Origin of the sequence: Lysinibacillus sphaericus OT4b.31 (genome assembly GCF_000392615.1) — a bacterium.
Taxonomy (GTDB): domain Bacteria; phylum Bacillota; class Bacilli; order Bacillales_A; family Planococcaceae; genus Lysinibacillus; species Lysinibacillus sphaericus_B.
In genome coordinates this window covers 19736-44924 of record NZ_KB933402.1, presented here as the reverse complement: position 1 = coordinate 44924, position 25189 = coordinate 19736, and the positions used below count along the sequence as shown (strand labels likewise).

The window sequence follows — 25189 nt, the reverse complement described above, 5'->3', positions numbered from 1 at the left end:
AACTTTTAGGGGTCACTTCAGTTTAATTAAAGTGGTGTCGAAAAAATCTGTTTTTCTGTTGGATCCCAGAGGACAATTCCGACATCTTGTTTTTGATTGATAATACGAATAGTCACAGGAACATAATCAAATAAAACAGCACTTAATTTAGTACTAATTAACTGTAAAAGACCTATCAATTCAGTATCTTTTATTAAAGGCGCATTCACATTTATTTTTATATCGGCTAATTTACCGTTTTCATATTGAAGTTCACCAATTATTTTAGGATTTAAATGAATAAAATCTTTTTGTATATCCTCTTTAAAAGTCAATAATTTATCATAAGTATCTTTGTCTAAACTATATAGTGCATCTGAAGGGAATGTATAATTTTTCTTATCTATATCAGTCCATTTATCTATCCTTTCCCCTCCCTCCGGAATATATGTTTCAGCTAAAAATATGCCTGGAATGATATCATTTTTATTTGATTCTTGATACAAGGTTAAATAAATAGGAACATTATGTATGTTTTCATTATTTCTAATATCTTTTACTATCATCCCAGCTATTTCTTTACCGTAATTTTCCACATCATTAACGTCATCATCGTTATGATCGACTTTTACTTGGTCTGTATAAACTAAACCTTTGTCATCGCTTACTCTAATGTCATAAAATTCATTTAAGGATATGGCTAAAGATATTCCTTCTACTTGTCCAGTTTCTTTGTTAATAAAATTTTGCTCTAATACATGAGATAATATCTTAGGATTATTTTTTTCATCCTCTAAAACATGTCCCGTACTATTTTTTATAGAGGGGTTTAAACCAACACCTTCTGTGGATTTTCTATCTAACCATTGATTAATAATCTTTTTATCTAAATATTGACCTTCCTGCATATAAAACTTCTTTGTAGAAAAATGATTTACAGATAAATCCATTAGTCCTTTCTCAATTTCGTTTATATTTAATGTATTGTTCATATTGCTTAGTATCAAACCTCTTGAAATATTAAATTTTGCAGGTTGTTTTATTTCATATATTTCCTTTTTTTGAACTGATGATATATACATTTGTTCATCTTTTTTAACAACTTCATCTTCACCACTACAAGAAACTAAAAAAAATATTGGTGATATAAAAAACAACATACTCTTCCTTCTGTCCATTTATTAGATTCCCCTTACTAATTCTAGTATGATTAAAAAACTTTAATAAAATTATCATACCAAATTTTACTACTTTTAACAGTATAACCTATATATATTCATATTCTATAGAATCAGACCGAATATTGAGGTGGAAACGTATGGGGATTGAATTCACTGCTCTCCATCGGGTTTATGTCGTATTCATTGTATTGATTATTGGATCTATGGTTAAACGTCGAGATACCATCCTCATTTGTATACTTGGCATATTCATACTAGTCATCGAAGCTACTGGTATATTTGTTATTGGAACTTATTATTGGATCTTTATTTATTGTTGCTTCGTCGATATTATTAATACCAAAAATTTAGGCGTGGGAAACTAGGATTGTATCGAAGTGAAGGTTATGTAAGGAAGGATTGTATTAAAAATTTATTGGAGGGATAATATGAGAACTTTTATTTATATGGTGAGACACGGGGATTCACCAAGAAAAGGAAATGAAAGAACAAGAAGTTTAACTGAAAAAGGAAAATTAGACGCTCAAAGAATAACTGATGTTTTAAAGGATGAAGGAATTAACATTGTTATATCAAGTCCATACACTCGATCAATTTTAACTGTAGAGCCGTTAGCTAAACAAATTGGACAAGAAGTTTTAGTAGTTGAAGATTTTAAGGAAAGAATCTTTTCGGCTGAAGGCGAGCGAATGTCTGATAAGGATTTATTTCCTTTATTAGAAAAATCATATTTGGACCCAAATTTCGCTCTAGACGGAGGAGAAACGAATACTGATTGTCAAAAAAGAGCTGTAAAAGTTTTAGCAGAAATATTAAATACTTATATAGGGAAAAAAGTAGTAATTGGCACTCACGGATTAGTAATGACTTTGATGATGGGATATTATGATTCAAATTATGATTTGTCCTTTTTACATAGCACATCTAAACCTGATATTTATAGAATGGAGTTTAATGGACAGGAATTAATTGAGGTTAATAGACTATGGTAAATATCGTCGTGTAAATGTAAAATAAATTCCTCTCCATCTTTTGGTTGTTAAATCTACTCTTGCAATCAATGGTGCTTTACTTCATTAAGGAGTATAGCCTTTTTTGCCGTGACAATGAGACTAGCATTTAGTTTTTGTTATGTTCTTAAGTGAATCTATATGCCAATCATCATATGGATAAAAACGAAGCATCATTGGAAACTATATACATTACTTATAGTATTTGTTTTTCTTTCATCACATTGTATCTCTATTTAGCCAAATTCGTTAGCTCCTTATTTTATATCTATTATTTTGTTTTTTTACTTAATATTAATTCCTTACATATCATCTCGATTTCTTGTGTAAAGGATTTTACTTGGAAGGCATCTGAATATATTTTATTCTCAGATGAAGCCACTACTTGTTGCAGTTTTTCTTCATAGGTTTGTACAAAATGATCTAGCGTTGGACTTTTCAATTTCAGGGCATTAGCAATCCCTTGAATGATTTTCACACGATAGTAATCCTCTTTTGGCATTCTAGGAATATCCCATTCTCCATCATGATTTTTAAAAATCCTTCTAAGAGGAACTGCTGAAAAATCAAAGTATCTTCCTTCTTGATTTGGCATAGAAAATGGATCAATTAATAAGGATGCATAACGAATATAGAGCAGATACTCTTGATGAATGGACTCAAGTTTAGTAAAATTCTCTATTTCTTGTCGGGCTATACTTGCTGGCTGTAATGGATAATTATCATCTACCATAAACTTTAATAGATTTAGAGGTTGAATATTGAAGTGTTTCACAATTACCATCATTTCTTTCCAATAATTTAATAAATGACGAATCATTGTATAAGTAATGGGACCCTCAGGATAAAGCTTATACACATACTTTGTTATATTGTTCCCATCAAATATTGCTTTTAATGAAAAATCATTCATAAATAAGGGAGGATGCACGTATAAAGAAATATTTCTTGTTTCTGCCTCAAGAGGAGATGCCAATTTTTTCAAATGAATCCCCGAATGATGAAATAATTCAGATAATTTATCCAGTCTACCCGATTTTGAGTAAGTAGAACCAATATAAACTGTTTTCTTTACTCCTGTTGTCAATACTTCATTTGATGGAATTTCACCTAACCATCTAGTATCTCCATAATATGTTGAAAAACTAATTACCTCAGCTTTGGAAGATAGATTCTTTAGAAAATTAGTTATTAAATGACTAGAACCAAATGTAGGTGAAATTAATATAAAACAGCTAGCCTCCTTCAACACTTTGGTATCGATTTGTTCTAATACTGCTATATAAGAATCTGTAGTAACACTAAGTACAACGGTATCCCAGTTGCCAGATATTGCATGGTAACCCTTAAAAAACTCATCAATAATACATTCTCCTGCAACAGACTGATGTTGTGTATTTTGTATATTTACCTTAAGTGCAAGTTGATGCTGAACGATAGTTTCAAAGAAAATTTTGGAGCGTAAAGATTCTCGACCAGCAATAGCTACTTTACCATTATAATAATTCTTGAAATTCACAGCTAATTGAATTACTGTGGGCCCTGTTCCTAGCAGTAAAACCTTATTAAAATAAGTCATAACCTTCTCCTCGTCTATTTAAGTCATTGTACTTTTTGATATAAAATAACATCAAATACACATTGAGGGTGCATAATTTTCTCTACTATATGCCATTTGGTTTCGTCTACTTTCTGCATTGGATAATTAAAAAGAGACTTTAACCCATTTCCATAACGCATAGCAATAAGCACATCTTTATTTGTTAAATCATATAATTGCTCTAATATGTCATATTTACAGCTAACAGTTGAACTAAATATAATATGACTAATCTGTTTAATAACTGCGAGTTCCCCTACTGACTTGTTGTTAATTTGAATCGGTAAATGATTTCCAAATTTATTTACTACATGTTTTCCCAACTGAATCGCTTCATCATCAATATCAATTCCAAAAACTTCTGCGCCTGTTCGTTCCGCAATCATTAATAATGTTATAGGAAAAGATCCAGATCCTACTAAGAGCACCTTCGACTGACTGGTAATTTGAAAACCTCCAAATTCCTTTTCAATGCAGTCTTCTATGTTTCGAAAATAATCAGTGATCTCCTCATTTTCATGTCTTAATACTAAAGCTCGATATTTTTCTAAGATTTGGACACAAATAGAAGAGTTATTTCTTAGATTCTCGATTAATAATAGTATTTCAATTGATTGCTCTAAATTATTCCATTGTTTATCATTGTCATGATTTATAATAAAGGAAGAATAATCATCGATTATTCCACACAACTCTGAATACTCAACTATTAGGTGATTGTTGTTTTGTTTGATAAATAACTTAAATTTTTTATCAAAGTAATGTAATTTCTTTAAAAACGCATCTATATCCTTCACTTGCCCACTCCTATGCTTGTGGATTAAAGTTTAATATATCCCGTACCCTTTAATACTATTTCAACGCTTCCCTCGATATGCGCATACTTTTCACATTGTTTACTTAAAGGAGATTCACCGCATCAGCTACCTTTCCTGCTGGTATAACAATCTTCCTATTACCCCCCTTTATACTTTTTCATTATCAATTCATATTGCCATTCTACTTAAGTAAAAATTCTCCAAAACCATCACCAACTTTATTTCTCTTCATATTCTATAGAACCAAACCTATTTTTGAGGGGGAAACGTATGGGGTTTGAATTCACTGCTCTCCATTGGATTTATGTAGTATTCATTGTATTGATTATTGGATTTATGGTTAAACGTCGAGATACCACCCTCATTTGTATACTTGGCATATTCATGCTAGCCATCGTAGCTACTGGCGATTTAACTTCGTCGATAAGTGGGATTTTTAACAGCTTTATCTATGCAATTACTGAGCTCTTGTCGACCATCCTCATTATTTCTATTATTGTTGCCATGAGTCGCGTGTTAATGACATCTGGTATTAACGAGGTCATGGTTGCGCCATTTACAAAATTCATTAAAACACCAACGTTAGCTTATTGGACAATTGGGATTTTAATGATGATTATTTCTTGGTTTTTCTGGCCATCACCTGCTGTCGCATTATTAGGGGCCGTTCTGTTGCCTGTTGCTATACGTGCAGGTCTGCCAGCACTTGGCGTTGCTATGGCTATGAACTTATTTGGTCACGGGATTGCGTTATCTAGTGATTTTGTTATCCAAGGGGCTCCGAAGCTCACTGCAGATGCTGCTGGTATTCCAGTAGGCGATGTTGTTTCTGCTAGTATTCCTCTTGTGATTACGATGGGCCTGGTCACAACGCTTGTTGCTTTTTTCTTATTACGGCGGGATATGAAGCGGGGTACGCTGGCTTTGAAGGAAACCACTGAAACAGGTGATGGGCTAGAGCGCGTAACGGCGGAAAATTTACTAACACGTGGACAAAAACGGTTTTTCGCTATACTCATCCCAATTGCCTTTCTACTTGATGTCATTGCCATGTCAATTTTAAAACTACAGGGCGGAGATGCCACTGCATTAATAGGCGGAACCGCTGTCTTTATATTGCTCATCCTGTGCTTGGTAGCGCACAAAAAGCAAGGGTTTGAGAAGTCGACAAGTTATTTAATTCAGGGGTTCCAATTTGGTTTTAAAGTATTTGGACCCGTTATTCCAATCGCAGCCTTCTTCTATCTCGGAGACTCTGGTTTTAAGCAAATTATTGGTAATTTTTTACCTGCTGCTTCACACGGTATCGTCAATGACCTAGGTGTCGGCTTAGCTCTTAACAGCACTTGGTCAAATTACAGCAATTTGGATTGGTGGAGGTACATTAATTCCCTGGGCGTTAATTCCAGCTGCCGCTATTTGTAATGTTAGTCCATTCGAACTTGCACGGCGTAATCTAATCCCTGTACTCATAGGACTTGTTGTCACAACCATTGTAGCGATGTTTTTGATTTAACCATGGAAAAAACCCTTCTATCAAAAAAGATGATAGATGGGTTTTTTAGGTATAATAGCTGTATCATTTCTTGTGTAGGTGAGCTGTCAAACTAGCATTGCCGATTAGGAAAACGAATATTTTTGCGAGATATTATTAATTATTTGTTGTAATTGATTTTTCCTCAGCCCCAAAACATAGGCTCCTACTAGGACTTGCTCAAGTTCGATTGAAATTTGTTGTAGGTCACTGTCGTTTAAAGGTGCTAAATGATGATTGATAATGAAGGCTTTAGAATTTGCTTTTCTTGTTATTAGCCCTTTCAGCTGTAATTCTTTATAGCTTTTATGTACCGTATGGAGATTGAGCTCCGTTTGTTTCGCCATATCACGGATAGAGGGCATTGTCTCTCCATGCTTAATAGAGCCTTGAGCAATTGCTACAATCAGTTGCTGAACTAATTGTTTATAGAGTGGAACCGCACTATTTGTATGCAATGATATCTCTACTATTTTTTACACATCCTCACATTTTCTCATATACTATGATATTTCCCTACTCTAGAGAGTAAAATTTTCATACTTCCCAATGCTAAAATCCCTATTACACTTGTCGCCACCCACTGTGAAACACCAATAGAAAGTAGTGTAAAATGGATGATTAAAATTAATAACAGTAATGGAAAGCCATACAGTAGACTAATTAAAACGTTTGGATTTGTCTTCACAGCATCGGATGGATTTTTCCAATTTAGTAACGGATGTCGCATATCATAGATGGGCGTTAATAAATTGTAATTGATAATTAACAACAACGTTATGAACACATAGAAGATGTCTACGATATTAATCTCACTAAATATTAAATAAATGCCATAACTGAATAGCACGGATAGAGCACTAATGAATGAAGAGATAGTGACTTTGGCTAAAAATACTTTTCTTCGATCTAACGGTAGCGCAATGCTCGTTGTAAAATGTACCCCTTCTCTTGAATAGGGTGTTCCACTTATATTATTAATACAACTAATACATAAAATCATGTAGGCAAAAATGGGAATATCGTTTCTTAGGTTAAGTGGCACCCCTGCCCAATTCAATTGAATAAGAGCTAGATATATACCTGTAAAGATTGGTGATAATAGCAACCCTAACAGTACTTGCATCATAAAATAAGGTTCTGATTGGATAACCCAATACTCACGCTGCAAATAAAACCCCCAGCTACTTTTCACATGAAACAACCTATCTTTGGACTTATGTTCCACGCTATTTACGAATAAACCGTTCTTATAATAATTCTTCGTTAAATTCTTAACACTGGCTATAAATAACACAATACAAATACTTAGTAATAGCAAGAAAATACTAACACTATTTTCCTTTGCGTAAGGCATTACTATCCCCTTAATTAGTGACTGTTGCGTGGCGAAGCTAGACCCTACATCCAGGAAATCTACAAACGAAGAAGCTAGCGTTGATAGTGTTGAGACATTTAAGCTAGTTATTATCGTTGTCATTGCCTCATATTTATCGCTTAAAAAGTACACGAAGGGAGCTAATCCCATCATTAAAACAATGCTAAACCTTGTAGATAAATACAATAATGCATTAGAAAATTGGCTTCGCAATCGGCTTAGGATGGATAATACAAACAATAGGTATAGCGCTACAAAGAGATTCATTAATGGTAAAAATGCTAAAAATTTAATCGCTACAGTCAGTTTATAATTTATCAGTACTATTACAATTGTCGGGATGTGGAGAATACATATTACTATCGAAGGTAATGCTAGACCACTTATTAGTTTCGCTATGACGATTTCTTTTGATGCAATTGGTAGCCCTGTTAGTATCAAAAAGTCACGCTGGCTATAAACGATTGAAATTGCAAAATAAGCTGTTAATACATACATAACCATGTTTGACAGCATAACATTATAAAATAAGTACGCCTCAGCAGTTCCTAAAAAATAAATTATTCCATTAAGCCCTATATACTGTACTGCTAAATAAAAGACAGCGATAAGTAACATTACTTGTAGCAGCGGTTGCTGCGGCCTTGTATAAATAGATGTCATAAAAAATTTTACTAGCTGAAAATTATGCTTCATAGGCTTGCTTCTCCATGAAAATCATTTCTAAGTTTCCTTCTTGTAAAAGCTTTTCTAGAGACTCATGCAATATAATTTGTCCGTCCTTTAAAAAGGCTATTGAATTACAGATTTTTTCTGCAACGTCTAATAGATGCGTGGAGAAAAGTACGGTTCCCCCACTCTCTGTATACTCTTTCATACAATTTTTAAATGTGACAACAGCAAGAGGATCTAAACCATTCAATGGCTCATCCATAATGACTATAGGTGGACTAATTGTAAAAGCCGTAATAAGAGCCATTTTATGAAGCATTCCATAAGAATACGTCCCCATTGGTTTATAAATACTGTTCTCCATATCAAATGCCTTTATCAAGCGATTGAGCTTTGCATTGTCGTCTACTTCATATAATGTTAAGACGTAGCTGATCCAGTCATATGCAGAAATATTGTTAAAAACTTGTATAGTATCTGGGATAAAATAAAACTGCTTTTTATAAGTAATATCATGTGATTTCGGTATAGCATTAATGGCTATCTCTCCATCGTCTTGCTCTTCTAATCCCGTAATACAATGTAGTGTTGTTGTTTTACCTGCACCGTTCGCACCAACAAACCCTAATACCTCACCTTGTTGAAGCTGTAATTCTACGCCCTTTAGCACTTCATGTTGCCCATACTTTTTCTTAACATTACGTATAGTTAACAAGCTCACACCTACTATCTATTAAAATTTCTTTTTCGCAATCCAATAATGCATTGTCAATATCATGCCGAAAATAACAAGAAAAGTAACTAGTAAATTAAGTTCCCACCATGCACCAACACTACCTGTAATTAGAACACTCGATGCACGTAAACTAAAACCAGCTGGATTAAATATATCCAAGACGGGATGCAGTCCAGCAATTAAACGACATAGTAGCAATGCGACAATACTTACTAATGCAATAACAGCAGGGCTATTAAAAAATGTACTTAGCATCGTCACGAATGTAATGATAAATAACAACCATATACAGTACAGGACAAATGCTAAAATTACCTGAGTAATGGGTACAGGTGAAAATAGGAACACCGTATAACCATACGACGCTACATAACCAACCGCTAAACTTAGAACTGCCAATAAATAATGAGAGGCCATTTTACTGCCCAAATAACTAGAAATCGATACAGGCCTTGTTAAAATAAACGCCAACATGCCATTCGCTTTTTCTGCTTGAATTACACTCATAACAGCAACGATCACGATGATGATACCTAGCTGGTCAAACTGTGAATTTAATGTCGAGGCTAGTACTTCTCGTCCCTCTGGTTTTGCCATCGTTGGATCAATCATAATCCCTTCTACTCCACCAAGTGACTCTAAGATCATGGGAAGATAATACATCATGATTGGTTGTGTAAGCCCTAGCAACATAAAAACAATAGGTAACCACATTATTTTATATTCTTTCACCATTTGACTGAATTCTTTTTTACTTAATATTGCAAAAGTATTCATACATCCACCACCAATGTCAAAAATGTATCTTCTAGACTTTCTTTAATGCCTATTTCAAACTTTGTAAAAGCTATTTTTTGATCCATAGCATTTTGTAATAATCGATAGGCATCTATTTGAACTTGCTCGACATGTATTTTAAAGCCCTCTTCATAGTTGTCAATTTTCTTTACATAGGGTAGCTGCTCAACTTCTTCAAGCCATTTCAAATCACCTTTTTCAATCACTAGATAAATAGCTGATTCTTGATTCCTATGAAGCAACTGCGCTTTTGTAGCATCTTCAATTTTCTGTCCATCTTTGATGACAACAAAACGTTCACAGATTTCTTCTGCGTCCCCTAATATATGTGTAGACAATAAAATCGTCGTTTCACTTTTTATTTCTTTCAGTAAATTCAACACTTCTCTTCGTCCTATTGGATCTAAGGCAGATACGGGTTCATCCATAATAATCAAGGTAGGCTTATGTAACAACGCTTGTGCAATGCCTAAGCGCTGCTTCATCCCGCCTGAAAATGCGCCGACTTTTGACTGCACTTCTTTCGAGAGACCCACCTTTTTTAAGATTAGCGGAATATCTTTCTGCAATTGGTTTTTTGAAATGCCAGACAGTGTTCCCATAAATAATAAAGTGTCATATGCTGTCATCCAAGAGTAGAAGTTGGGGTATTGAGGTAAATAGCCGATTTGATTTTTCTTCTTGGATATATTTTGTCCGTCCAGAACAATGCTCCCCTCATCTGCATAGAGAATATCTGCAATGATTTGAATTAACGTCGACTTTCCTGCCCCATTTGGTCCGATTAATCCCACACACTCATTCTCTTCAATGACCATCGAAAAATGATCAACAGCCGTTTTATGCTTAAACTTTTTCGTTACATTATTGATTTCTAAGCGCACGTTCATTTACATCCTTTCTGCCTATCGTAAAATATAAAATCGGTCCAATTGTATTAAATAACACAATCACAATCGTCCACATAAGTACGTTTTCTCTTACTTTTCGATAACGGTATAAATCAATTAGAGCAATCAAAATTAATAAAAATCCAACTAGTAAAAATGGAAGCAAGATGGGTAGAATACTTGCCCAATCAATGTGACTTAATTCATCGATACCATAATGTAACTTCATAACTGTTCACCTCATTCATTATCATTATCAATAATGATAACAAAAGACCTAACGAATTGCATTACTTTTTTACACTATACATTTGAATTAATTTATATTATATTTTTTGATAACATTCTCAACTTATATAATTAAGTTGTATTTTTCTTAATTACACAACGTTCAAGCTGAATGGAGGAGTTAAATATGCGCAACAAAGCAGAAATTTTAATGCATCCTGTGAGAATGAAAATTTTACAGGCGCTCATGCAAAACAAAGAAGATGGCTTAAGTACATTAGAGATGAATAAAGTTATTAAAGATGTTCCGCAAGCAACCTTATACCGACATATTCAAATTTTAACGGATGAAAGTATTATTAAGGTTGTCAAAGAAAGAAAAGTACGTTCAGTCGTTGAAAAATTTTATGCTTTAAATGAGGATGCTGCTAGACTGAATCATGAGGACTGGCAACATCTATCCCAGGAGCAAAAATTAAACTATATTTCCTACTATCAATTAGTCTTACTAACGCAATACCAACATTATCTATCCTCGATTGCTGAGACCGAACACGTTGAAGACACCGCAACATTTTCATTAGTAGATTTAACGTTATCGAACGAACAATTTCATCTTTTTCAACAAGACCTAAATAATTTAATGACTAAATATTATAAGATGGGCACGCTAAATGAACAGACTGAAACAAAAACGATTGCGTTCAACATTATTCCAAAGCCTTAACTTTATCTGCCATTATCGAACTTACTGCTTTCAATTTACCTAAAAAAAATATTACAATAGTAAAGTCTCTTTTGAGAAATAACTTATTGGTAAGATGAAATGGAGAAGATTTATGAAAAAAGGAAAATTATTACAAAACATTCGTAAAGCTATCATGATTGTCATCGGTGCAGTCATTGCAGCCTATGGACTAGAGGCTGTGCTAATCCCTAACGAAGTGATCGATGGTGGTGTCACAGGCATAAGTATTATGGGTGCGCATCTATTTGGGCTACCATTAGGCGTGTTACTCTTTGTATTAAATATTCCATTTGTTTATTTAGGCTATAAACAAGTTGGAAAGACATTTGCCCTAATGAGTATTGTCGGAATTGCAGCTTTATCCATTTCAACCGTACTTTTACACGATGTAAAGACGATATTAGGACCTGATGATTCCTTATTAATCGTGTTATCTGGTGGTATTTTGCTTGGTGTCGGAATAGGGATTGTTTTACGTAATGGTGGCGCTTTAGATGGCTCTGAGGTTTTAGCAGTGTTACTATCGCGTAAAATTCCGTTTTCAGTCGGCGATATTATTTTATTTATCAATGCCTTTATTTTTATTGGCGCTAGTTTTATTTTCGGCCTTGAAAGTGCCTTATACTCCGCCTTAACTTATTACATTGCGAAAAATGTTATTGATATTATTCAAGTTGGTTTGGAAAAATCAAAAGATGTGCGTGTTGTTAGTGCTAAATCAGAGGAGATTGGGGACGCTATTCAATCCCGTTTAGGTCGTGGTGTTACCTATACACAAGGACGAGGCGGTTTTTCGAACGAGCCTACGGAAATTTTAAACTGTGTCATTAACCGCATGGAAGAAAATAAGCTTGTATCCATCATTCGAGATATCGACGAAGCGGCTTTCGTCGTCATTTCAGACGTTTCAGAAGTACGCGGCGGTAACTTTAAAAAACGCGATATTCACTAAAACGACAAGTAAGCAGATCCCTCAATGGTCTGCTTACTTGTTTTTTGATTGCTCTTTGTAATTAGGTTTTTGCACTCATGTATAGTATTAAGCTCGCTCATTACTATCCGTCGATTTGAAGGGTTTATCCGTCACTTCGAGAGTTTTATCCGTCACTTCGCCGGGTTTATCCGTCACTTCGAGAGTTCTATCCACCACTTCACCAGGTCTATCCGTCACGCTATAAAAAAGAGCTGTTCAGCAAATAAATCTTCGCTGAACAGCTTATTTTAGGCAATAACAGTTTCCGCTATGTTCGAGGCATGATCACCGATTCTTTCTAGATTACTGACTATATCGGCAAAAACGATTCCTGCTGAACCTGAGCATGTACCTTCATTTAAACGCTTAATATGCAATTTGCGTAATCGACGCTCCATGTTGTCGATTTCATTTTCTTTTTCTAATACTTGCTGCGCTAAAGAGATATCACGCTTATCAAGAGCTTCAATCGCCAGTTTAACTGTATCTAAAGTAAAGATAAACATATCCTCCAATTCTTTAAGCGCTTGATCACTTAGGCGAACACGATTACTATCTTTGTATTGTAGCAGCTCGATAATATTTTCCACATGATCCCCAATTCGTTCAATATCTCGAATATTTTCAAATAAAGCATGATGCACTTCAGAGTCATGACTTGATAATGATTGCTTGGACAGCTCGACTAAATACTCCGTTGTTTTACGATCTAAATTGTTAATGGCTTCTTCCAACTGACCTACAGTCCCCATTAATTTTCCATCAGATGTTTTTAAAATTGTCAGTGTATCTTCAAGTCCTTGAATACTATATTCACCCATGCGTAACACTTCCATTTTTGCCTGTCCCAGTGCAACAGAAGGTGATTGAACAATTAAGTTTTTATCTAAAAATTTAGGTTTATATTCGACGACTGAATCCTCACCTGGGATTAATTTTGTTACAGCGTAAGCCCAAAATCCAATTAATGGTAATTGAATAAGTGTATTCACAACGTTAAACGTCCCATGCGCAAAGGCAATTTGCATTTTCGGTTCTAAATTTAATACACCTGCTATCCATTCCACATAATTCGTAAACACTCCTAAAAAAAGCATAAACAGTATCGTTCCAAAAACATTGAATAGAACGTGCGTTGCTGCTGCGCGCTTTGCAGCGATCGAGGCACCTAATGCAGCTAAGATAGCTGTTATCGTTGTCCCAATATTATCACCAAATAATACAGGTAAAGCACCATGCAATGAAATTAAATCTTCTGCATATAGCCCTTGTAAAATGCCGACTGTAGCCGAGGATGATTGAACAATCAATGTAAATATCGTACCTACTAGCACACCTAAAATAGGTACATCAGACATTTGCACGGTTAAATCTAAAAATGGTTGCCAATCTCGTAGCGGTTTCATCCCACCACTCATCAGCTCTAAACCGATAAATAAACCCGCAAATCCAAACAATATTTGTCCAATATTTTGAACCATGCTTTTCTTAAAGAAGAATAAGCAAACCGCACCCACTGCCATAATGGGATAAGCATATGCACCTACGTCAATTCCTATAATAAAGGCCGTTATCGTAGTACCGATATTTGCGCCCATAATTACGCCAATTGCCTGACGTAATTTCATTAACCCTGCACTCACTAAACCAACTGTTATAACTGTCGTACCTGAACTCGATTGAATCAGAACTGTAACGACAATTCCGACTAATACGCCCATTAAAGGATTCGTTGTAAATTTATCTAAAATATCTCGTAGGCGATCACCTGCAGCCTTTTGCAAGCCATCCCCCATGAATTTAATGGCAAATAAAAATAAGCCCAAACCTCCGAGAAATTGGAAAATCATTTCTTGTACGTTGATATCCAAACACTCTCAACCCTTTCACTTGATGTCAGACTTTATTATTAATAGTTTCTAATTGTTTGTAAATATCGTTTACAATGCATTAAACAAATGTTTACATACACTTTACAATTAATCCAAAGAAACGACATATTCGCTAGATTATACTTAAAAACAAATATTTTTTAGCAATACTAAACATAACAACTCAAAAAAACATGTAGAAGCTATTCAATAGTCTTCCCATGTTTTTTCTAAGCAAACTATAAATTAATCTCGTTTTAAGGTTTAAGGATGTCCTAAATCAAGAAGCCGTTCTCAAAATTCTCATAGGAAACTTAAAAGCAATTTCACACAGTAACTTTACAAATTATTTTTACTGTTGAAATAAGTATGAAAAGCAGCTAACCGTATATTGCTAGTAGAGCTAACAAGATTATTAGGCGTAGCCAATTTCGCTTTGGTAAGCTTAGTTGCGGCTCTGGTCTATCTCTTTTTCGCTCGGGTAAGTCCACTTGACGCTCCGGTCTACCTCTTCTTCGCTCGGGTAAGCTTACTTTCCGCTCCGGTCTACCGCTTCTTCGCTCGGGTCAATCCACTTGGCGCTCCGGTCAGCCGCTTCTTCGCTCGGGTAAGTCCACTTGACGCTCCGGTCTACCGCTTCTTCGCTCGGGTCAACCCACTTGGCGCTCCGGTCAGCCGCTTCTTCGCTCGGGTAAACCTAGTTACCGCTCTAGTAAATTTCCCACAGGTATTACAATAGGCTCTATTATGACTTATATGATATTATTGAATACTAACTAAAATATAAAGGGGCTGACAAGCCTAGTTATTTGATGAATACCTAAACTGTGCCTTCGCATTTTAATCGCAAATGACTAGTGCCATCCTTTTTTTATCTAAATTTAAAAAAGAGGAGATTGGAATGGATCTATTTATTGCTAGTAATCGTCAATTACCCATCCGTTATTATGTTAATGAAGCGATTTGGATTCGTCGCGGTTGTTGCTACCTTCCTCAGTTAACACTTCCGTTTTTTGTAGAGGTAGAAGTCAAGAACACTTTGAATTTACAAATAATCACAGAATACGTTTTAGAACTTCAAAGGCAGTATAAATATACAGAAATACAAATACTAATTAGGGACACAACGATGTTAGTAGAAATGTTAGAAAATTTCCCTATAAGTCTATCATCTAATCACCTTCTAAAAATTGAAAAACTGTAGCAGCAGTCGGTTCTTCACCAGCATTCAATATTGTCGATTCCATCTAAGTAGCAATATAAAATGGACTTACGTTTGATTGTTAATTTCCAGCAGTATATATCGCTTGCTTTCATAAATAGCTAAAGTTTTTTAAAATTATCTTAGATTTTTTTGCTCTGCCTATGGATTTCCTCTGCTCATTAGCTCCTTGTAGCCCCGCTGCAATGAAGCAAAAAATTCAACAAGTTGTATGAAAGAAAAGTGCACAATCTCTTCGCTTGAAATCTGCACCTGTCGGAAAAATCGTTACATAATCCTTCTTTAAAATACACCCTTCTATCAATAAAATTGTTTAGTGCTATAAAAATTATTGTGCTGAAATCGGCAACAAGATTGTAAATTGCAACAACCCATCTTCATAATTTGCACCGATTTCCCCTCCGTGTAGTTCAACAATACTTTTGGCAATGGCAAGACCAAGACCTGATCCTTCCGATACATTTGTTCTAGATTGATCTTTTTTATAAAATCGTTCAAACAAGTTCACTAATTCTTCTTTGGTAAACTGTTCACTGTGATTTGCGACACAGATTTGCAGGCTATTTTGTTGTTTTTTAAAAGAGACTTTAATTTCTCCTCCACTTGTACTATATTTGATCGCATTCATCAATAAATTATCAAATACTCGTACAATTTTTTCCGAATCGACAGAAGCATATATGCGTTCTTCAGGGTAATTTTTTTCAAATAAAAGGTTTCGCTCTTCTGCTTGCGGTACCAATTCCTCTATTAGTTGATCAAGTAGCTCATTGATACATACATTGTGCTGGTTTAATACAATATTTTCGTTCGTTAGTTTCGTGTACTCAAATAAATCATCAATTAAATTTTTTAACTGCTCTGACTTTGAAAATGCTATTTTTATATAATCCTCATATTGCTCTCTCGTGTCATATCTCCCCTCTCTTAATAAACGCAAATACCCCATAATAGACGTAAGGGGTGTCCGCAAATCATGCGATACATTAGTAATTAGCTCATTTTTTTGTTTTTCAATTCTTCGTTCCTTTGCTATAGTTGTCATTATCGCTTCAGCCATATGATTTACATTCTCCGTTAATAATGCTATTTCGTCTATGCCCTTTTTCTCTATTCGATAGGCTAAGTTCCCTTTAGCCATTTCCATAACCCCCTTCGCCAATGCCTCAATTTGATTCATTTTTCGTTTCGTTATATAGAAGAATGAAAAGGTAAAAACAGCAATTGCAATAAATAATGGGATAAGGCCTTCTGTCGAACTTGCGATAACCACGCCCTCCGGAATACCACTGACAAACAAATATAAGTTTTTATCTTCTATAGTTAATGGATAAAATGCAATAAATTCTTGCTGCAATTGTTCGATTGCCGGTATCTCATAATTATAGAGTGGATGGTTAATCGCAAAATCCATTACATGACGAATTTTATTATGCAAATTGATGTGTTCCTCTTCCACTTGCTTGGTTTTGTATATAACCTTTCCACTCTCATCGGTTACTATCACATTCAACGCACTCTGTTTCATTTCAAGCTTTACATTTTCTGCTTCAATCATTTGCTGTAAAGATACTACACTATTTTCATTGATAGCTATATCTGCCGCACGCTGCGCTTGAAAATTTATTTGCTGCATCCCTTGACTATAGTCAATTGTAGCTGTTTGATAAATATTCAATACAAACGGAAGGGTTGCTCTAGCTGCAAGTAAACCCAAAAAAGCACAAAGAATAAAAGTCGTCAATAGTTGAATTCTAATGCTTTGCCGAACTTTTGTTATCGCATTTACAATGAGCTTTTTTAGTTTGTTTAATAAGTAAAGAAATAGCTTACTGATCTTTCTCAATTTTATAACCTACTCCCCATACGGTTTTAATATATTGAGGATTTCTAGGATTTGTCTCAATTCTTTCTCGAATTTTACGAATATGTACCATGACCGTATTTTCTGACTGTATAGCCTCTTCCTTCCAAACCTTTTCATAAATTTGCTCAGCACTCAGCACCATTCCTTGATTTCGTGCGAGTAATTCAAGAATTGAAAACTCCCTTGGTGTAAGCTTAACTTTTTGATTGTTTACGATTACTTCATGTGTTGCTATATTAATTTGCATATCGCCAATTTCAATTTCATTGTCATCAGCTACTTCCGCATTGCTCATTTTCAAATACCTTCTAAGCTGTGATTTTATGCGAGCAATTAGCTCCAACGGGTTAAAGGGTTTTGTTACATAGTCGTCGGCACCTATCGTTAAACCAACAATTTTATCCATATCTTGTGTTTTTGCCGACAGCATAATAATCGGCATCTCAGCTATTTCTCTTACTTTCATACACATTTGGATACCATCCACTTTAGGCATCATAATATCTAAGACAATTAAATGTACCTTGTGTTGCTTCAACAGCAATAATCCTTCTTCTCCATCACTTGCTTGTAATACTTCATATCCATCATTTTTTAAATAAATGGCGATAAGATCCCTTATTTCTTTTTCATCGTCCACTACTAGTATTGTTTCTTTAGTCATATTATCCCACCAATTTTCCGCAAAATATATTATATTAATACTTTATATTTAACCATTATTTCTCATTATTTTTAACTATTTAAATCAATTTCATAATTCACTTTCATACTAATAAAGGCGAATGTTATTAATGAAAATAAAGTAATTGTTCATCGTTAAATTCCGCTACAGGGGGACGCTTTCTGCGGGCAAGCATCGAGCGCTTCGGGGCAACAAATGTTTTATGTGCGAAAGCGAAAGCGTCAGCAACAGGTTGTTGGTCACGAAGGCTTTGTCACAGGACGTGATGGTGTTACCTTCGTTCCCAAAAACTCAGTCCAGGGTTTCTGTTCACTTTCCCGCTGGAGTCGCCGCCTTACGCTCCTACCAAAAATGTTGACGTTTTTTTATAGAAAAACTATTTATGGAATTAATTCATTTAACTAACTTTCGTCTATTAAAATAATAAAAAATGCACGCAATCATAACGATTATGCCAAAATATAAACCATATTGCGTGGCAAGTTTTCCTATAAGCTCAATTTGTTTGCCAAAGAAAAAACCAAGCGTAAAATAAATCATTGTCCATATAAAGCCTGTTGTGTACGAATACAAAGCATAAATTTTAAATGACATGTTATTCATTCCAACCAAATAAGGAATAATGTGCCTAACCACTGGAATAAAATAACTTATCACTAAAGCAAAATGCCCGTACTTACTGAGCATGTCTTTTGACTGTAAAAGATATTTCGCTTTGTTCTTTTTCACCAATTTGTCGAGCACTTTATGTCCAAACAGTTTTCCTAGGACATACCCTAATGACAGCCCTGACACAACACCTAAGTAAGTTAAGATAAAAGCTGGAATGACACCCATTTTTTCTAAAGATGACAAAAATCCGCCACTCATAACGATCATTTCATCAGGAATAGGCATGCCAACGATACCAAGCCATAAGCTAAAAAATAAAGCAAAATAACCATAATGTTCAATAAAGCCCATCAATTCATGTAAGTCCATTACTGACATAACCTCTGGCTTCCTTTTTTGCAACTTAACACATAGGCAGGTGGAATATTCACCCAAACCTTTTTCAGTGTAATATCGTCAAAAAAATTTTGGATAAAGGATTTCTTAACGAGTGAATATTGAAAGGTAATAAATTCGCCATCTTCATGTAATGTCTCGTTTACATTATTTAAAATTCGTGATGAAACTGCTGGTTCCAGAGATGTAAAAGGTAAGCCAGATAATATATAGTCAATCTTTTTAATATGTAATGACTTCAAGTACGAACTAAGATTTTCGGCCGAGCCATGTATAATAAAAACACTCGGATCATCTTGATATTGCTTCGTTAATGCACTAGCAAAAATTTCATTATTTTCGATTAGAACGAGTTTTGTTTGTTGCTGTTTGCTCTTCATAATCTCTTTCGTAAAGGAGCCTGTTCCAGGACCTAATTCAACAATGCAGTGTGCTTCTTCAAAAATAATGGCTTCTACCATTTTTTTTGCTAATATTTTTGAACTTGGTGAAATTGCTCCTGTATTTTTCGGATGTTTAATGAATTCAGTAAGGAATGTTATATATTGCATTTAATATCTCCCGTTTTGTGTCTTGTAAGTTAACTCTTACTATAAGGAGTATTTCTTAATAAATAGCGGGGAGATTTCTTAAGTTTTTCTTAAGTGCCAAAAATAACAATTTTTTGTAATCATAAACGGGTCATTTTATCTATACACTTTAAGAAATTGCATTATCTCTTTTTTTAAAAAAGCTAGAAATTATTTCCCTCTTAAAATAGGCATACAATTGCATCCAATTGAATAGAAACCTATATAGAGAAGTAATAGCAATCTAGCTAAAGTAAAATAAAGTGGGGTGTAAAGGAATGCTAGAAATAAGTAATGCAAAAGAGATGGTACTTGAAATAGTGCAACATGATCCACTTTTCGTCGTTATACAACATACGCCTTTAGAAGAACACCTTTATAGTGATGTCTATTTAACACACATTCAAGAAAAAGAACACTACTCCATTTCAGAGGTTGCCAATTGGTTTGAAATCACTGATGCCATGCTCCGTTATTACATCAAACCTTTTGAGCAATATATTTTTGATAACACCACGATTAACCCAATCACTAATATTCGTTTAAATCTTCCTGCCATATTAAGGCTACGCATGATCCTCCTGTTGAAGGACGAATACCGAGTGAAAGGTTTAAAGTATCTTTTAGGTATTGATGAAGATGGACAGCTTCTCAAACACCAAATCACGGCAACAACACTCGCTTCTACCGACGAATTAGCAAATAAAGTCGATGTGCTAGGTAATGTTTTGCAGCAAATGATGCAAACAGGACTTTTTGATATGCAAACAAGTGATAAACAAGGTATTTTTCAAATTTCGATTAACCAAGATTTTCTCGCTCAAAATATGCAATCTCTTGCCTTCGAGTCAAATCATCAAATTACGGAAATTCAAAAAGAAACAGCAGAACTTAAAGATGAAAACGAAAATTTGCAAAAGCAAATCTTAGAACTTCAAGAGGGTAGTGTGAAGGATATTGTCAAAAAAATTCGTGAACGTCATATAGAAAATGAAATTGTTTCTACATTACGTACAGAAGCCTTACAGCAATTTTCAACGCAAAGTAAGGCGGGGTTTTTCGCTAAAGTTTTCCGTTCTTCCCAAATCGACATGGAAAAAGAGCAATTTGTTGTAGGCTATATTTCGCAGCATTTAGAAGAACGATTAGAGAAGGCTTTAAGTGCTTACTATGAAAAATAAGCCGGTTATTGGTGCCTGGCACCCAAACAATTTTCACACAATTTAATCATTTCATAATTGCCTGGCACCCAACCAACTGGCTCTTACATTGCTATAAGTTAGTCAAAAGACGGAAGAAGCGTAATATGCGAAAATGGATAGTCGCTAGTTCTTCTACATTAAAATCCTCTTCATCACTTTCTAACCATTCCTGTATCACACCTAGTATCGCGGATGTCAGAAAGGCTTGAAAATATTGCCTAAAGACCGGATCTAACTCTTCAGCCTGAATTAAAGAGAGTTTCTCTAATAAGTCATCACTAAAGACTTCTTCATCCTCTTGTTAAAATCGGGACTTCCCTGTGTTCCAAGTATTACGCGTAAGGCTGTTGCATGCTCTTTAATAAACTGAATGACAATGACAAATGGTTGGTAAAGCTATCCGTTCTGTAAGGCATGAAAGGCTTCTAGTGGTTGAACCTTTTTTACATAACTCTCCAGTCCACTTAATAGCTCCTGCTGTAAATCCTCCATTACTCCAAATTCCTTTTGGTGCCTGGCACGCAAACAATTTCCACACAATTCGCTTAACACTTTTTGTCATTGTGTTTATTGTATTTGCGTATTTGCTAACGTAAAATTTTAATTGTATCAACACTGTGTTCAGTAAAGGAGAGATGGATATGGGAGAAAATGCGATTACGTTAAGCGCCATCGAAAAACGTTTTCATCAGAAACAAGTCATTGCCCCCCTTTCCTTAGAAGTTCCAACAGGGCAACTAATCGGTCTACTTGGTCCTTCTGGCTGTGGGAAAACGACGTTAATCAAAATGATCATGGGGATGATAAAACCCGATAATGGGCGTATCCAAGTATTAGACTATGAAGTACCTCATAAGCAGCTTCTCATAGACATTGGCTATATGGCACAATCGGATGCGCTTTATATCGATTTAACAGGCGCTGAAAATCTTCATTTTTTTGCCAAGCTATACCGATTATCGAAAAATGAGCGTGTGGAACGTGTAGCGTATGCTGCAAATCTTGTGCGTTTAACAGAGGATTTAAATAATAAGGTAGTGAATTATTCCGGTGGTATGAAGCGAAGACTGTCACTAGCGATTGCCTTAATACAAAATCCTAAGCTGTTAATCTTAGATGAACCAACAGTTGGCATCGATCCAGTATTAAAAAAAGAAATTTGGCAGGAGCTTATTCGCCTGAAAGAAGAAGAGCATAAAACCATTTTAGTGACAACGCATGCGATGGACGAGGCAGAACGCTGTGATCGATTAGCCATGCTAAGAAGTGGACAGATATTGGCACAGGGCACACCGCAAGAATTAAAGGCACATTATCAGGCACAAGATTTTGACGAAGTGTTTTTAAAGGCTGGAGGTGCTATCGTATGAGAATTGGCGCCATTGTGACAAGAATTATTCAGCAGATGAAGCGCGATAAACGTACACTTGCCCTGTTGTTTTGTGCACCGCTTCTTGTGCTATCCTTAATGTACTTTATTTTTAATAGTGATGAGTCTGTAGTAACGCTCATCGTATCACACGGTCCATCACAGCTGATTGAAAAACTTGAAGCTGCGGATTTTGATGTTATTCAAAACGATGATGTAACTATCGCTCAATTAAAAGAAAATAAATATGATGCATGGCTAGATATCCAGCAAAAACAAATAAAGCTGACATTACTAAATGATGATCCTTCCGTTGCCAAAGCTTTACAAATGAAGCTAGCACAAGCTTTACAGCCCGAGCAGGCTTCGTCGATGACATTCGTCACCGACTATGTATATGGAGACGAAGACACAGCCATTTTTGATATTTTTAGCCCTATGCTCATTGGCTTCTTCGTTTTCTTTTTCGTCTTTTTAATTACAGGCATCGCATTATTAAAAGAACGGACTTCTGGAACATTAGAGCGCTTATTGGCGACCCCCATTAAACGCTCAGAAATTGTCGCCGGTTATTTGGTGGGATATGGTCTGTTTGCCTTGATTCAAACGATTATTATTGTACTTTTTGGCATCTATGTACTCGATATTGTTCATGTGGGTTCCATCTGGCTCGTGCTTCTTATTAATAGTTTAGTAGCCTTAGTATCATTATCATTAGGGGCGCTGCTATCAAGTTTTGCTGCCTCGGAGTTTCAGATGATGCAGTTTATCCCGCTTGTCATTGTGCCGCAAGTTTTCTTTTCTGGCATCTTCCCGCTCGATAGTATGGTTGAGTGGTTACAAAATATTGGTCGTATCATGCCTCTTTACTATGCAGCAGATGCCTTAAATAGCGTGATGTACAAAGGATTTACCTTTAGTGAAATTCTAGTTGACTTATTGGTACTTGCAGGCTTTGCCCTCCTTTTTATCCTTTTAAATATTATTAGCCTAAAAAAATATCGTTCATTGTAATAAATCTTCACAGGTTCTGCCAGTTCGCACTGAGCAGGACCTTTTTATTGTCATTTCACACGTGTTTATAAACAAAAATAGAAAATTGTTCCACTTTTCAAAAGCAATTGACTACAGATTAATTTATAATAATCTTACAAGTTAATCGAAAAACAACCATTCTAATTTTTGTATCGGGTCATGTCTGCATAAAGGGTCATTCATAAAAAAGGGGTGTAAACATGAAGACTATTATTGAATTGCAAAACATTTCTAAACAATTTAAAGGCAAGAAAGTTTTAGAGAACATGTCATTGTCTGTTTATGGTCATCAGATTATGGCACTTGTAGGAAAGAATGGGTCAGGCAAGAGCACGCTACTAAAAATTATAGGAGGCTTAGCGCATCCAGACGCCGGTGTAATTGACAAGCATCTACCATCTCTAAACATCGGGTACGTGCCAGAAGTAACCCCTTCTCAAATTCTATTTACCCCACAAGAGTATCTGTATCATATGGGCACAATTAGTGGCATGTCTAAGATGCCATTACAGCAACGAATAGATTACTTACTGACTATTTTTAATATGCAAGAGGCTCGCCATACGAGGATTGTCCATTTTTCTAAAGGCATGAAGCAAAAAATCATGATTATGCAGGCCATGCTTGAAGAAAGAGATCTCCTCATTTTGGATGAACCATTATCAGGTCTTGATCCTAAAGCACAAAGTGACTTAGAAGATACACTGGCCTCTCTAAAAGACAATGGCTTAAGTATCGTGTTAACTTGCCACGAAACAAAATTACTAGAAAATCTCGTAGATCGGGTTTTAGTCATACAAAATGGTCAAGTCAGTCAAACGGATTCATTACACGATATAGAGAATCATAGCAATACAATAATTTTTGAGATTTCCAGTCAAAAGTCACTGGAAGAACTATTGCCTTTTATTGAAATTCACCAACAGCGTTCCTTGAATAATGACGTAAATGAACTAATAGTAACTGTTAATCAAGAGGATACAGACACACTCTTATTGGCATTGCTTCATCAAAATGCCTCCATTAAACAACTACTGCCTACAAATCGGAAAAAAGAAGAATTCTATACCCATTTCTAAATAAGGGGGGAACTATAAACCGAGATGAAAAATTTATTGCGCTATCACTGTATCAATTATTTAAGAACTAATAACTATATTCCACCTTTTTCAATTTTCATTTTGTTTATTGTGGTGAATTATACATTTGTGCCTAATCCGATATTAGATAGTTATTCCTTTACATCGATCATGCTGTTCTTTCTTATGGGTTGGTTTACAATCACCGTATTTCACGCTGAGGACGAAGGTCAAAAAGTCATTACCATACTCCATTCTAAAGGGCAAAGTGCGTATAACAGAGCACTTTTTATTGTTTGTGTAGCTATCGCTTTTTGTCTTAGCACGGTGTCAGTGATTTACCCTATTCTGATTGGAGCGTTTAGTGAACAGCCAAGCGTATTACATCTAATAATGGGCTTTCTATCTCACTTTAGTCTGTCTGTCCTAGCTATAGCACTCTCCGCAATATTTACAAGAGAACTCGTTAGAGACAGGCAAAATACTTGGTGGGGCGTTCTTAGTACCCTCATCATAGCTGTTGTAATTGCCACGTTAAAAAGTGTATTGCTACAAGTGAAAGGTCTTATTTGGCTGCTCCCCCCTGTTCATCTAGTTTTAGAAATGATGAGCTCAGACGACAGTTTGAAATATATACCCATTGTTTTTTACTGGCAATTTGCTTGGATTTTTATTTATAGTCTGCTATTGATTGGTTTATTCTTTTTCATCTTGAATCACAAACATAAAGTGTAATG

At 35.2% G+C, this 25189-nt stretch carries 24 protein-coding genes and 1 pseudogene; 11 read left to right on the top strand and 14 right to left on the bottom strand.

What is annotated here, in order from left to right:
- Positions 1 to 26: 26 nt before the first annotated feature.
- Entirely contained in the window at positions 27 to 1157 is a 1131-nt protein-coding gene (locus tag H131_RS19215; RefSeq protein WP_010860789.1) for a CamS family sex pheromone protein, read from the bottom strand.
- Between the two features lie 140 nt (positions 1158 to 1297).
- On the opposite strand from H131_RS19215, the gene H131_RS19210 reads away from it, so the two are divergent.
- Positions 1298 to 1525, top strand: a complete 228-nt coding sequence (locus H131_RS19210) for a hypothetical protein (RefSeq protein ID WP_010860788.1) — start codon at positions 1298 to 1300, stop codon at positions 1523 to 1525.
- Between the two features lie 63 nt (positions 1526 to 1588).
- Positions 1589 to 2152, top strand: a complete 564-nt coding sequence (locus tag H131_RS19205) for a histidine phosphatase family protein (protein WP_010860787.1) — start codon at positions 1589 to 1591, stop codon at positions 2150 to 2152.
- A gap of 289 nt (positions 2153 to 2441) precedes the next feature.
- Here H131_RS19205 and H131_RS19200 read toward each other — a convergent pair whose 3' ends face one another.
- Positions 2442 to 3749, bottom strand: coding sequence for an opine metallophore biosynthesis dehydrogenase (locus H131_RS19200; protein WP_010860786.1), 1308 nt, complete (start codon positions 3747 to 3749; stop codon positions 2442 to 2444).
- A gap of 23 nt (positions 3750 to 3772) precedes the next feature.
- Positions 3773 to 4567 (bottom strand): nicotianamine synthase family protein, encoded by a 795-nt coding sequence (locus H131_RS19195; protein WP_010860785.1) that lies wholly within the window; start codon positions 4565 to 4567, stop codon positions 3773 to 3775.
- Positions 4568 to 4858: 291 nt separating this feature from the next.
- Between H131_RS19195 and H131_RS19190 the strand changes: the two are divergent.
- Positions 4859 to 6104, top strand: a pseudogene (locus tag H131_RS19190) (hypothetical protein).
- 104 nt (positions 6105 to 6208) lie between these two features.
- Here the strand turns inward: H131_RS19190 and H131_RS19185 are convergent.
- Genes H131_RS19185 through H131_RS19160 form a run of 6 tightly spaced genes read right to left on the bottom strand, consistent with a single transcriptional unit; the run spans position 6209 to position 10825 of the window.
- Complete coding sequence (locus tag H131_RS19185; protein WP_010860783.1) at positions 6209 to 6580, bottom strand: GntR family transcriptional regulator; 372 nt, start codon at positions 6578 to 6580, stop codon at positions 6209 to 6211.
- A gap of 38 nt (positions 6581 to 6618) precedes the next feature.
- Positions 6619 to 8196, bottom strand: coding sequence for a hypothetical protein (locus H131_RS19180; RefSeq protein WP_010860782.1), 1578 nt, complete (start codon positions 8194 to 8196; stop codon positions 6619 to 6621).
- Positions 8186 to 8887 (bottom strand): ABC transporter ATP-binding protein, encoded by a 702-nt coding sequence (locus H131_RS19175; RefSeq protein WP_010860781.1) that lies wholly within the window; start codon positions 8885 to 8887, stop codon positions 8186 to 8188. Before H131_RS19175 ends, H131_RS19180 begins: the two co-directional genes overlap by 11 nt.
- A gap of 18 nt (positions 8888 to 8905) precedes the next feature.
- The gene (locus H131_RS19170) at positions 8906 to 9685 is read right to left on the bottom strand and encodes an ABC transporter permease (RefSeq protein WP_010860780.1); all 780 of its coding nucleotides are present in this window, start codon (positions 9683 to 9685) and stop codon (positions 8906 to 8908) included.
- Positions 9682 to 10590: an ABC transporter ATP-binding protein gene (locus H131_RS19165; RefSeq protein WP_010860779.1), complete on the bottom strand. Its 909-nt coding sequence runs from the start codon at positions 10588 to 10590 to the stop codon at positions 9682 to 9684. Before H131_RS19165 ends, H131_RS19170 begins: the two co-directional genes overlap by 4 nt.
- The gene (locus H131_RS19160) at positions 10571 to 10825 is read right to left on the bottom strand and encodes a PLD nuclease N-terminal domain-containing protein (RefSeq protein WP_010860778.1); all 255 of its coding nucleotides are present in this window, start codon (positions 10823 to 10825) and stop codon (positions 10571 to 10573) included. Before H131_RS19160 ends, H131_RS19165 begins: the two co-directional genes overlap by 20 nt.
- Positions 10826 to 11011: 186 nt before the next feature.
- Here H131_RS19160 and H131_RS19155 point away from each other — a divergent pair, with 186 nt between their 5' ends.
- Positions 11012 to 11551, top strand: a complete 540-nt coding sequence (locus H131_RS19155; protein WP_010860777.1) for a helix-turn-helix domain-containing protein — start codon at positions 11012 to 11014, stop codon at positions 11549 to 11551.
- Between the two features lie 112 nt (positions 11552 to 11663).
- Positions 11664 to 12524: a YitT family protein gene (locus H131_RS19150; RefSeq protein WP_010860776.1), complete on the top strand. Its 861-nt coding sequence runs from the start codon at positions 11664 to 11666 to the stop codon at positions 12522 to 12524.
- A 269-nt stretch (positions 12525 to 12793) separates the two neighbouring features.
- Here the strand turns inward: H131_RS19150 and H131_RS19145 are convergent, their stop codons facing one another.
- On the bottom strand, positions 12794 to 14395 hold the full coding sequence (locus tag H131_RS19145; RefSeq protein ID WP_196228940.1) for a Na/Pi cotransporter family protein: 1602 nt from the start codon (positions 14393 to 14395) through the stop codon (positions 12794 to 12796).
- 922 nt (positions 14396 to 15317) lie between these two features.
- Here H131_RS19145 and H131_RS19140 point away from each other — a divergent pair.
- Positions 15318 to 15620 (top strand): hypothetical protein, encoded by a 303-nt coding sequence (locus tag H131_RS19140; protein ID WP_010860774.1) that lies wholly within the window; start codon positions 15318 to 15320, stop codon positions 15618 to 15620.
- A 346-nt stretch (positions 15621 to 15966) separates the two neighbouring features.
- Here the strand turns inward: H131_RS19140 and H131_RS19135 are convergent, their stop codons facing one another.
- The 4 genes from H131_RS19135 to H131_RS19120 all read right to left on the bottom strand — a co-directional run bounded on the left by H131_RS19135 (position 15967) and on the right by H131_RS19120 (position 19749).
- Positions 15967 to 17484 carry a sensor histidine kinase gene (locus H131_RS19135; RefSeq protein WP_010860773.1) on the bottom strand — a complete coding sequence of 506 codons (1518 nt, stop codon included), beginning with the start codon at positions 17482 to 17484 and terminating at the stop codon, positions 15967 to 15969.
- Positions 17468 to 18169 (bottom strand): response regulator transcription factor, encoded by a 702-nt coding sequence (locus H131_RS19130; RefSeq protein WP_010860772.1) that lies wholly within the window; start codon positions 18167 to 18169, stop codon positions 17468 to 17470. Before H131_RS19130 ends, H131_RS19135 begins: the two co-directional genes overlap by 17 nt.
- Before the next feature lie 414 nt (positions 18170 to 18583).
- Positions 18584 to 19171, bottom strand: a complete 588-nt coding sequence (locus H131_RS19125; RefSeq protein ID WP_010860771.1) for a DedA family protein — start codon at positions 19169 to 19171, stop codon at positions 18584 to 18586.
- Positions 19171 to 19749: a class I SAM-dependent methyltransferase gene (locus H131_RS19120; protein WP_010860770.1), complete on the bottom strand. Its 579-nt coding sequence runs from the start codon at positions 19747 to 19749 to the stop codon at positions 19171 to 19173. The genes H131_RS19125 and H131_RS19120 overlap by 1 nt, the downstream gene beginning before the upstream one ends.
- A gap of 296 nt (positions 19750 to 20045) precedes the next feature.
- Between H131_RS19120 and H131_RS19115 the strand changes: the two genes are divergently transcribed.
- The 5 genes from H131_RS19115 to H131_RS19090 all read left to right on the top strand — a co-directional run bounded on the left by H131_RS19115 (position 20046) and on the right by H131_RS19090 (position 25187).
- A complete protein-coding gene (locus H131_RS19115; protein WP_010860769.1) occupies positions 20046 to 20948 on the top strand; it encodes a hypothetical protein in 903 nt (300 codons plus the stop codon).
- 662 nt (positions 20949 to 21610) lie between these two features.
- Positions 21611 to 22339, top strand: coding sequence for an ABC transporter ATP-binding protein (locus H131_RS19105; RefSeq protein WP_010860768.1), 729 nt, complete (start codon positions 21611 to 21613; stop codon positions 22337 to 22339).
- The gene (locus H131_RS19100; protein WP_010860767.1) at positions 22336 to 23352 is read left to right on the top strand and encodes an ABC transporter permease; all 1017 of its coding nucleotides are present in this window, start codon (positions 22336 to 22338) and stop codon (positions 23350 to 23352) included. Before H131_RS19105 ends, H131_RS19100 begins: the two co-directional genes overlap by 4 nt.
- A 221-nt stretch (positions 23353 to 23573) precedes the next feature.
- Positions 23574 to 24452 (top strand): ABC transporter ATP-binding protein, encoded by an 879-nt coding sequence (locus tag H131_RS19095; RefSeq protein ID WP_010860766.1) that lies wholly within the window; start codon positions 23574 to 23576, stop codon positions 24450 to 24452.
- 24 nt (positions 24453 to 24476) lie between these two features.
- The gene (locus H131_RS19090) at positions 24477 to 25187 is read left to right on the top strand and encodes a hypothetical protein (protein ID WP_036131997.1); all 711 of its coding nucleotides are present in this window, start codon (positions 24477 to 24479) and stop codon (positions 25185 to 25187) included.
- Positions 25188 to 25189: the final 2 nt, after the last annotated feature.

Excerpts from the sequence above, each read along its gene's own strand:
- H131_RS19215 (WP_010860789.1), bottom strand. The coding sequence starts at position 1,157 with ATGGACAGAAGGAAGAGTATGTTGTTTTTTATATCACCAATATTTTTT.
- H131_RS19210 (WP_010860788.1), top strand. The coding sequence starts at position 1,298 with ATGGGGATTGAATTCACTGCTCTCCATCGGGTTTATGTCGTATTCATT.
- H131_RS19205 (WP_010860787.1), top strand. The coding sequence starts at position 1,589 with ATGAGAACTTTTATTTATATGGTGAGACACGGGGATTCACCAAGAAAA.
- H131_RS19200 (WP_010860786.1), bottom strand. The coding sequence starts at position 3,749 with ATGACTTATTTTAATAAGGTTTTACTGCTAGGAACAGGGCCCACAGTA.
- H131_RS19180 (WP_010860782.1), bottom strand. The coding sequence starts at position 8,196 with ATGAAGCATAATTTTCAGCTAGTAAAATTTTTTATGACATCTATTTAT.
- H131_RS19170 (WP_010860780.1), bottom strand. The coding sequence starts at position 9,685 with ATGAATACTTTTGCAATATTAAGTAAAAAAGAATTCAGTCAAATGGTG.
- H131_RS19160 (WP_010860778.1), bottom strand. The coding sequence starts at position 10,825 with ATGAAGTTACATTATGGTATCGATGAATTAAGTCACATTGATTGGGCA.
- H131_RS19155 (WP_010860777.1), top strand. The coding sequence starts at position 11,012 with ATGCGCAACAAAGCAGAAATTTTAATGCATCCTGTGAGAATGAAAATT.
- H131_RS19150 (WP_010860776.1), top strand. The coding sequence starts at position 11,664 with ATGAAAAAAGGAAAATTATTACAAAACATTCGTAAAGCTATCATGATT.
- H131_RS19145 (WP_196228940.1), bottom strand. The coding sequence starts at position 14,395 with ATGATTTTCCAATTTCTCGGAGGTTTGGGCTTATTTTTATTTGCCATT.
- H131_RS19140 (WP_010860774.1), top strand. The coding sequence starts at position 15,318 with ATGGATCTATTTATTGCTAGTAATCGTCAATTACCCATCCGTTATTAT.
- H131_RS19130 (WP_010860772.1), bottom strand. The coding sequence starts at position 18,169 with ATGACTAAAGAAACAATACTAGTAGTGGACGATGAAAAAGAAATAAGG.
- H131_RS19125 (WP_010860771.1), bottom strand. The coding sequence starts at position 19,171 with ATGGACTTACATGAATTGATGGGCTTTATTGAACATTATGGTTATTTT.
- H131_RS19120 (WP_010860770.1), bottom strand. The coding sequence starts at position 19,749 with ATGCAATATATAACATTCCTTACTGAATTCATTAAACATCCGAAAAAT.
- H131_RS19115 (WP_010860769.1), top strand. The coding sequence starts at position 20,046 with ATGCTAGAAATAAGTAATGCAAAAGAGATGGTACTTGAAATAGTGCAA.
- H131_RS19105 (WP_010860768.1), top strand. The coding sequence starts at position 21,611 with ATGGGAGAAAATGCGATTACGTTAAGCGCCATCGAAAAACGTTTTCAT.
- H131_RS19100 (WP_010860767.1), top strand. The coding sequence starts at position 22,336 with ATGAGAATTGGCGCCATTGTGACAAGAATTATTCAGCAGATGAAGCGC.
- H131_RS19095 (WP_010860766.1), top strand. The coding sequence starts at position 23,574 with ATGAAGACTATTATTGAATTGCAAAACATTTCTAAACAATTTAAAGGC.
- H131_RS19090 (WP_036131997.1), top strand. The coding sequence starts at position 24,477 with ATGAAAAATTTATTGCGCTATCACTGTATCAATTATTTAAGAACTAAT.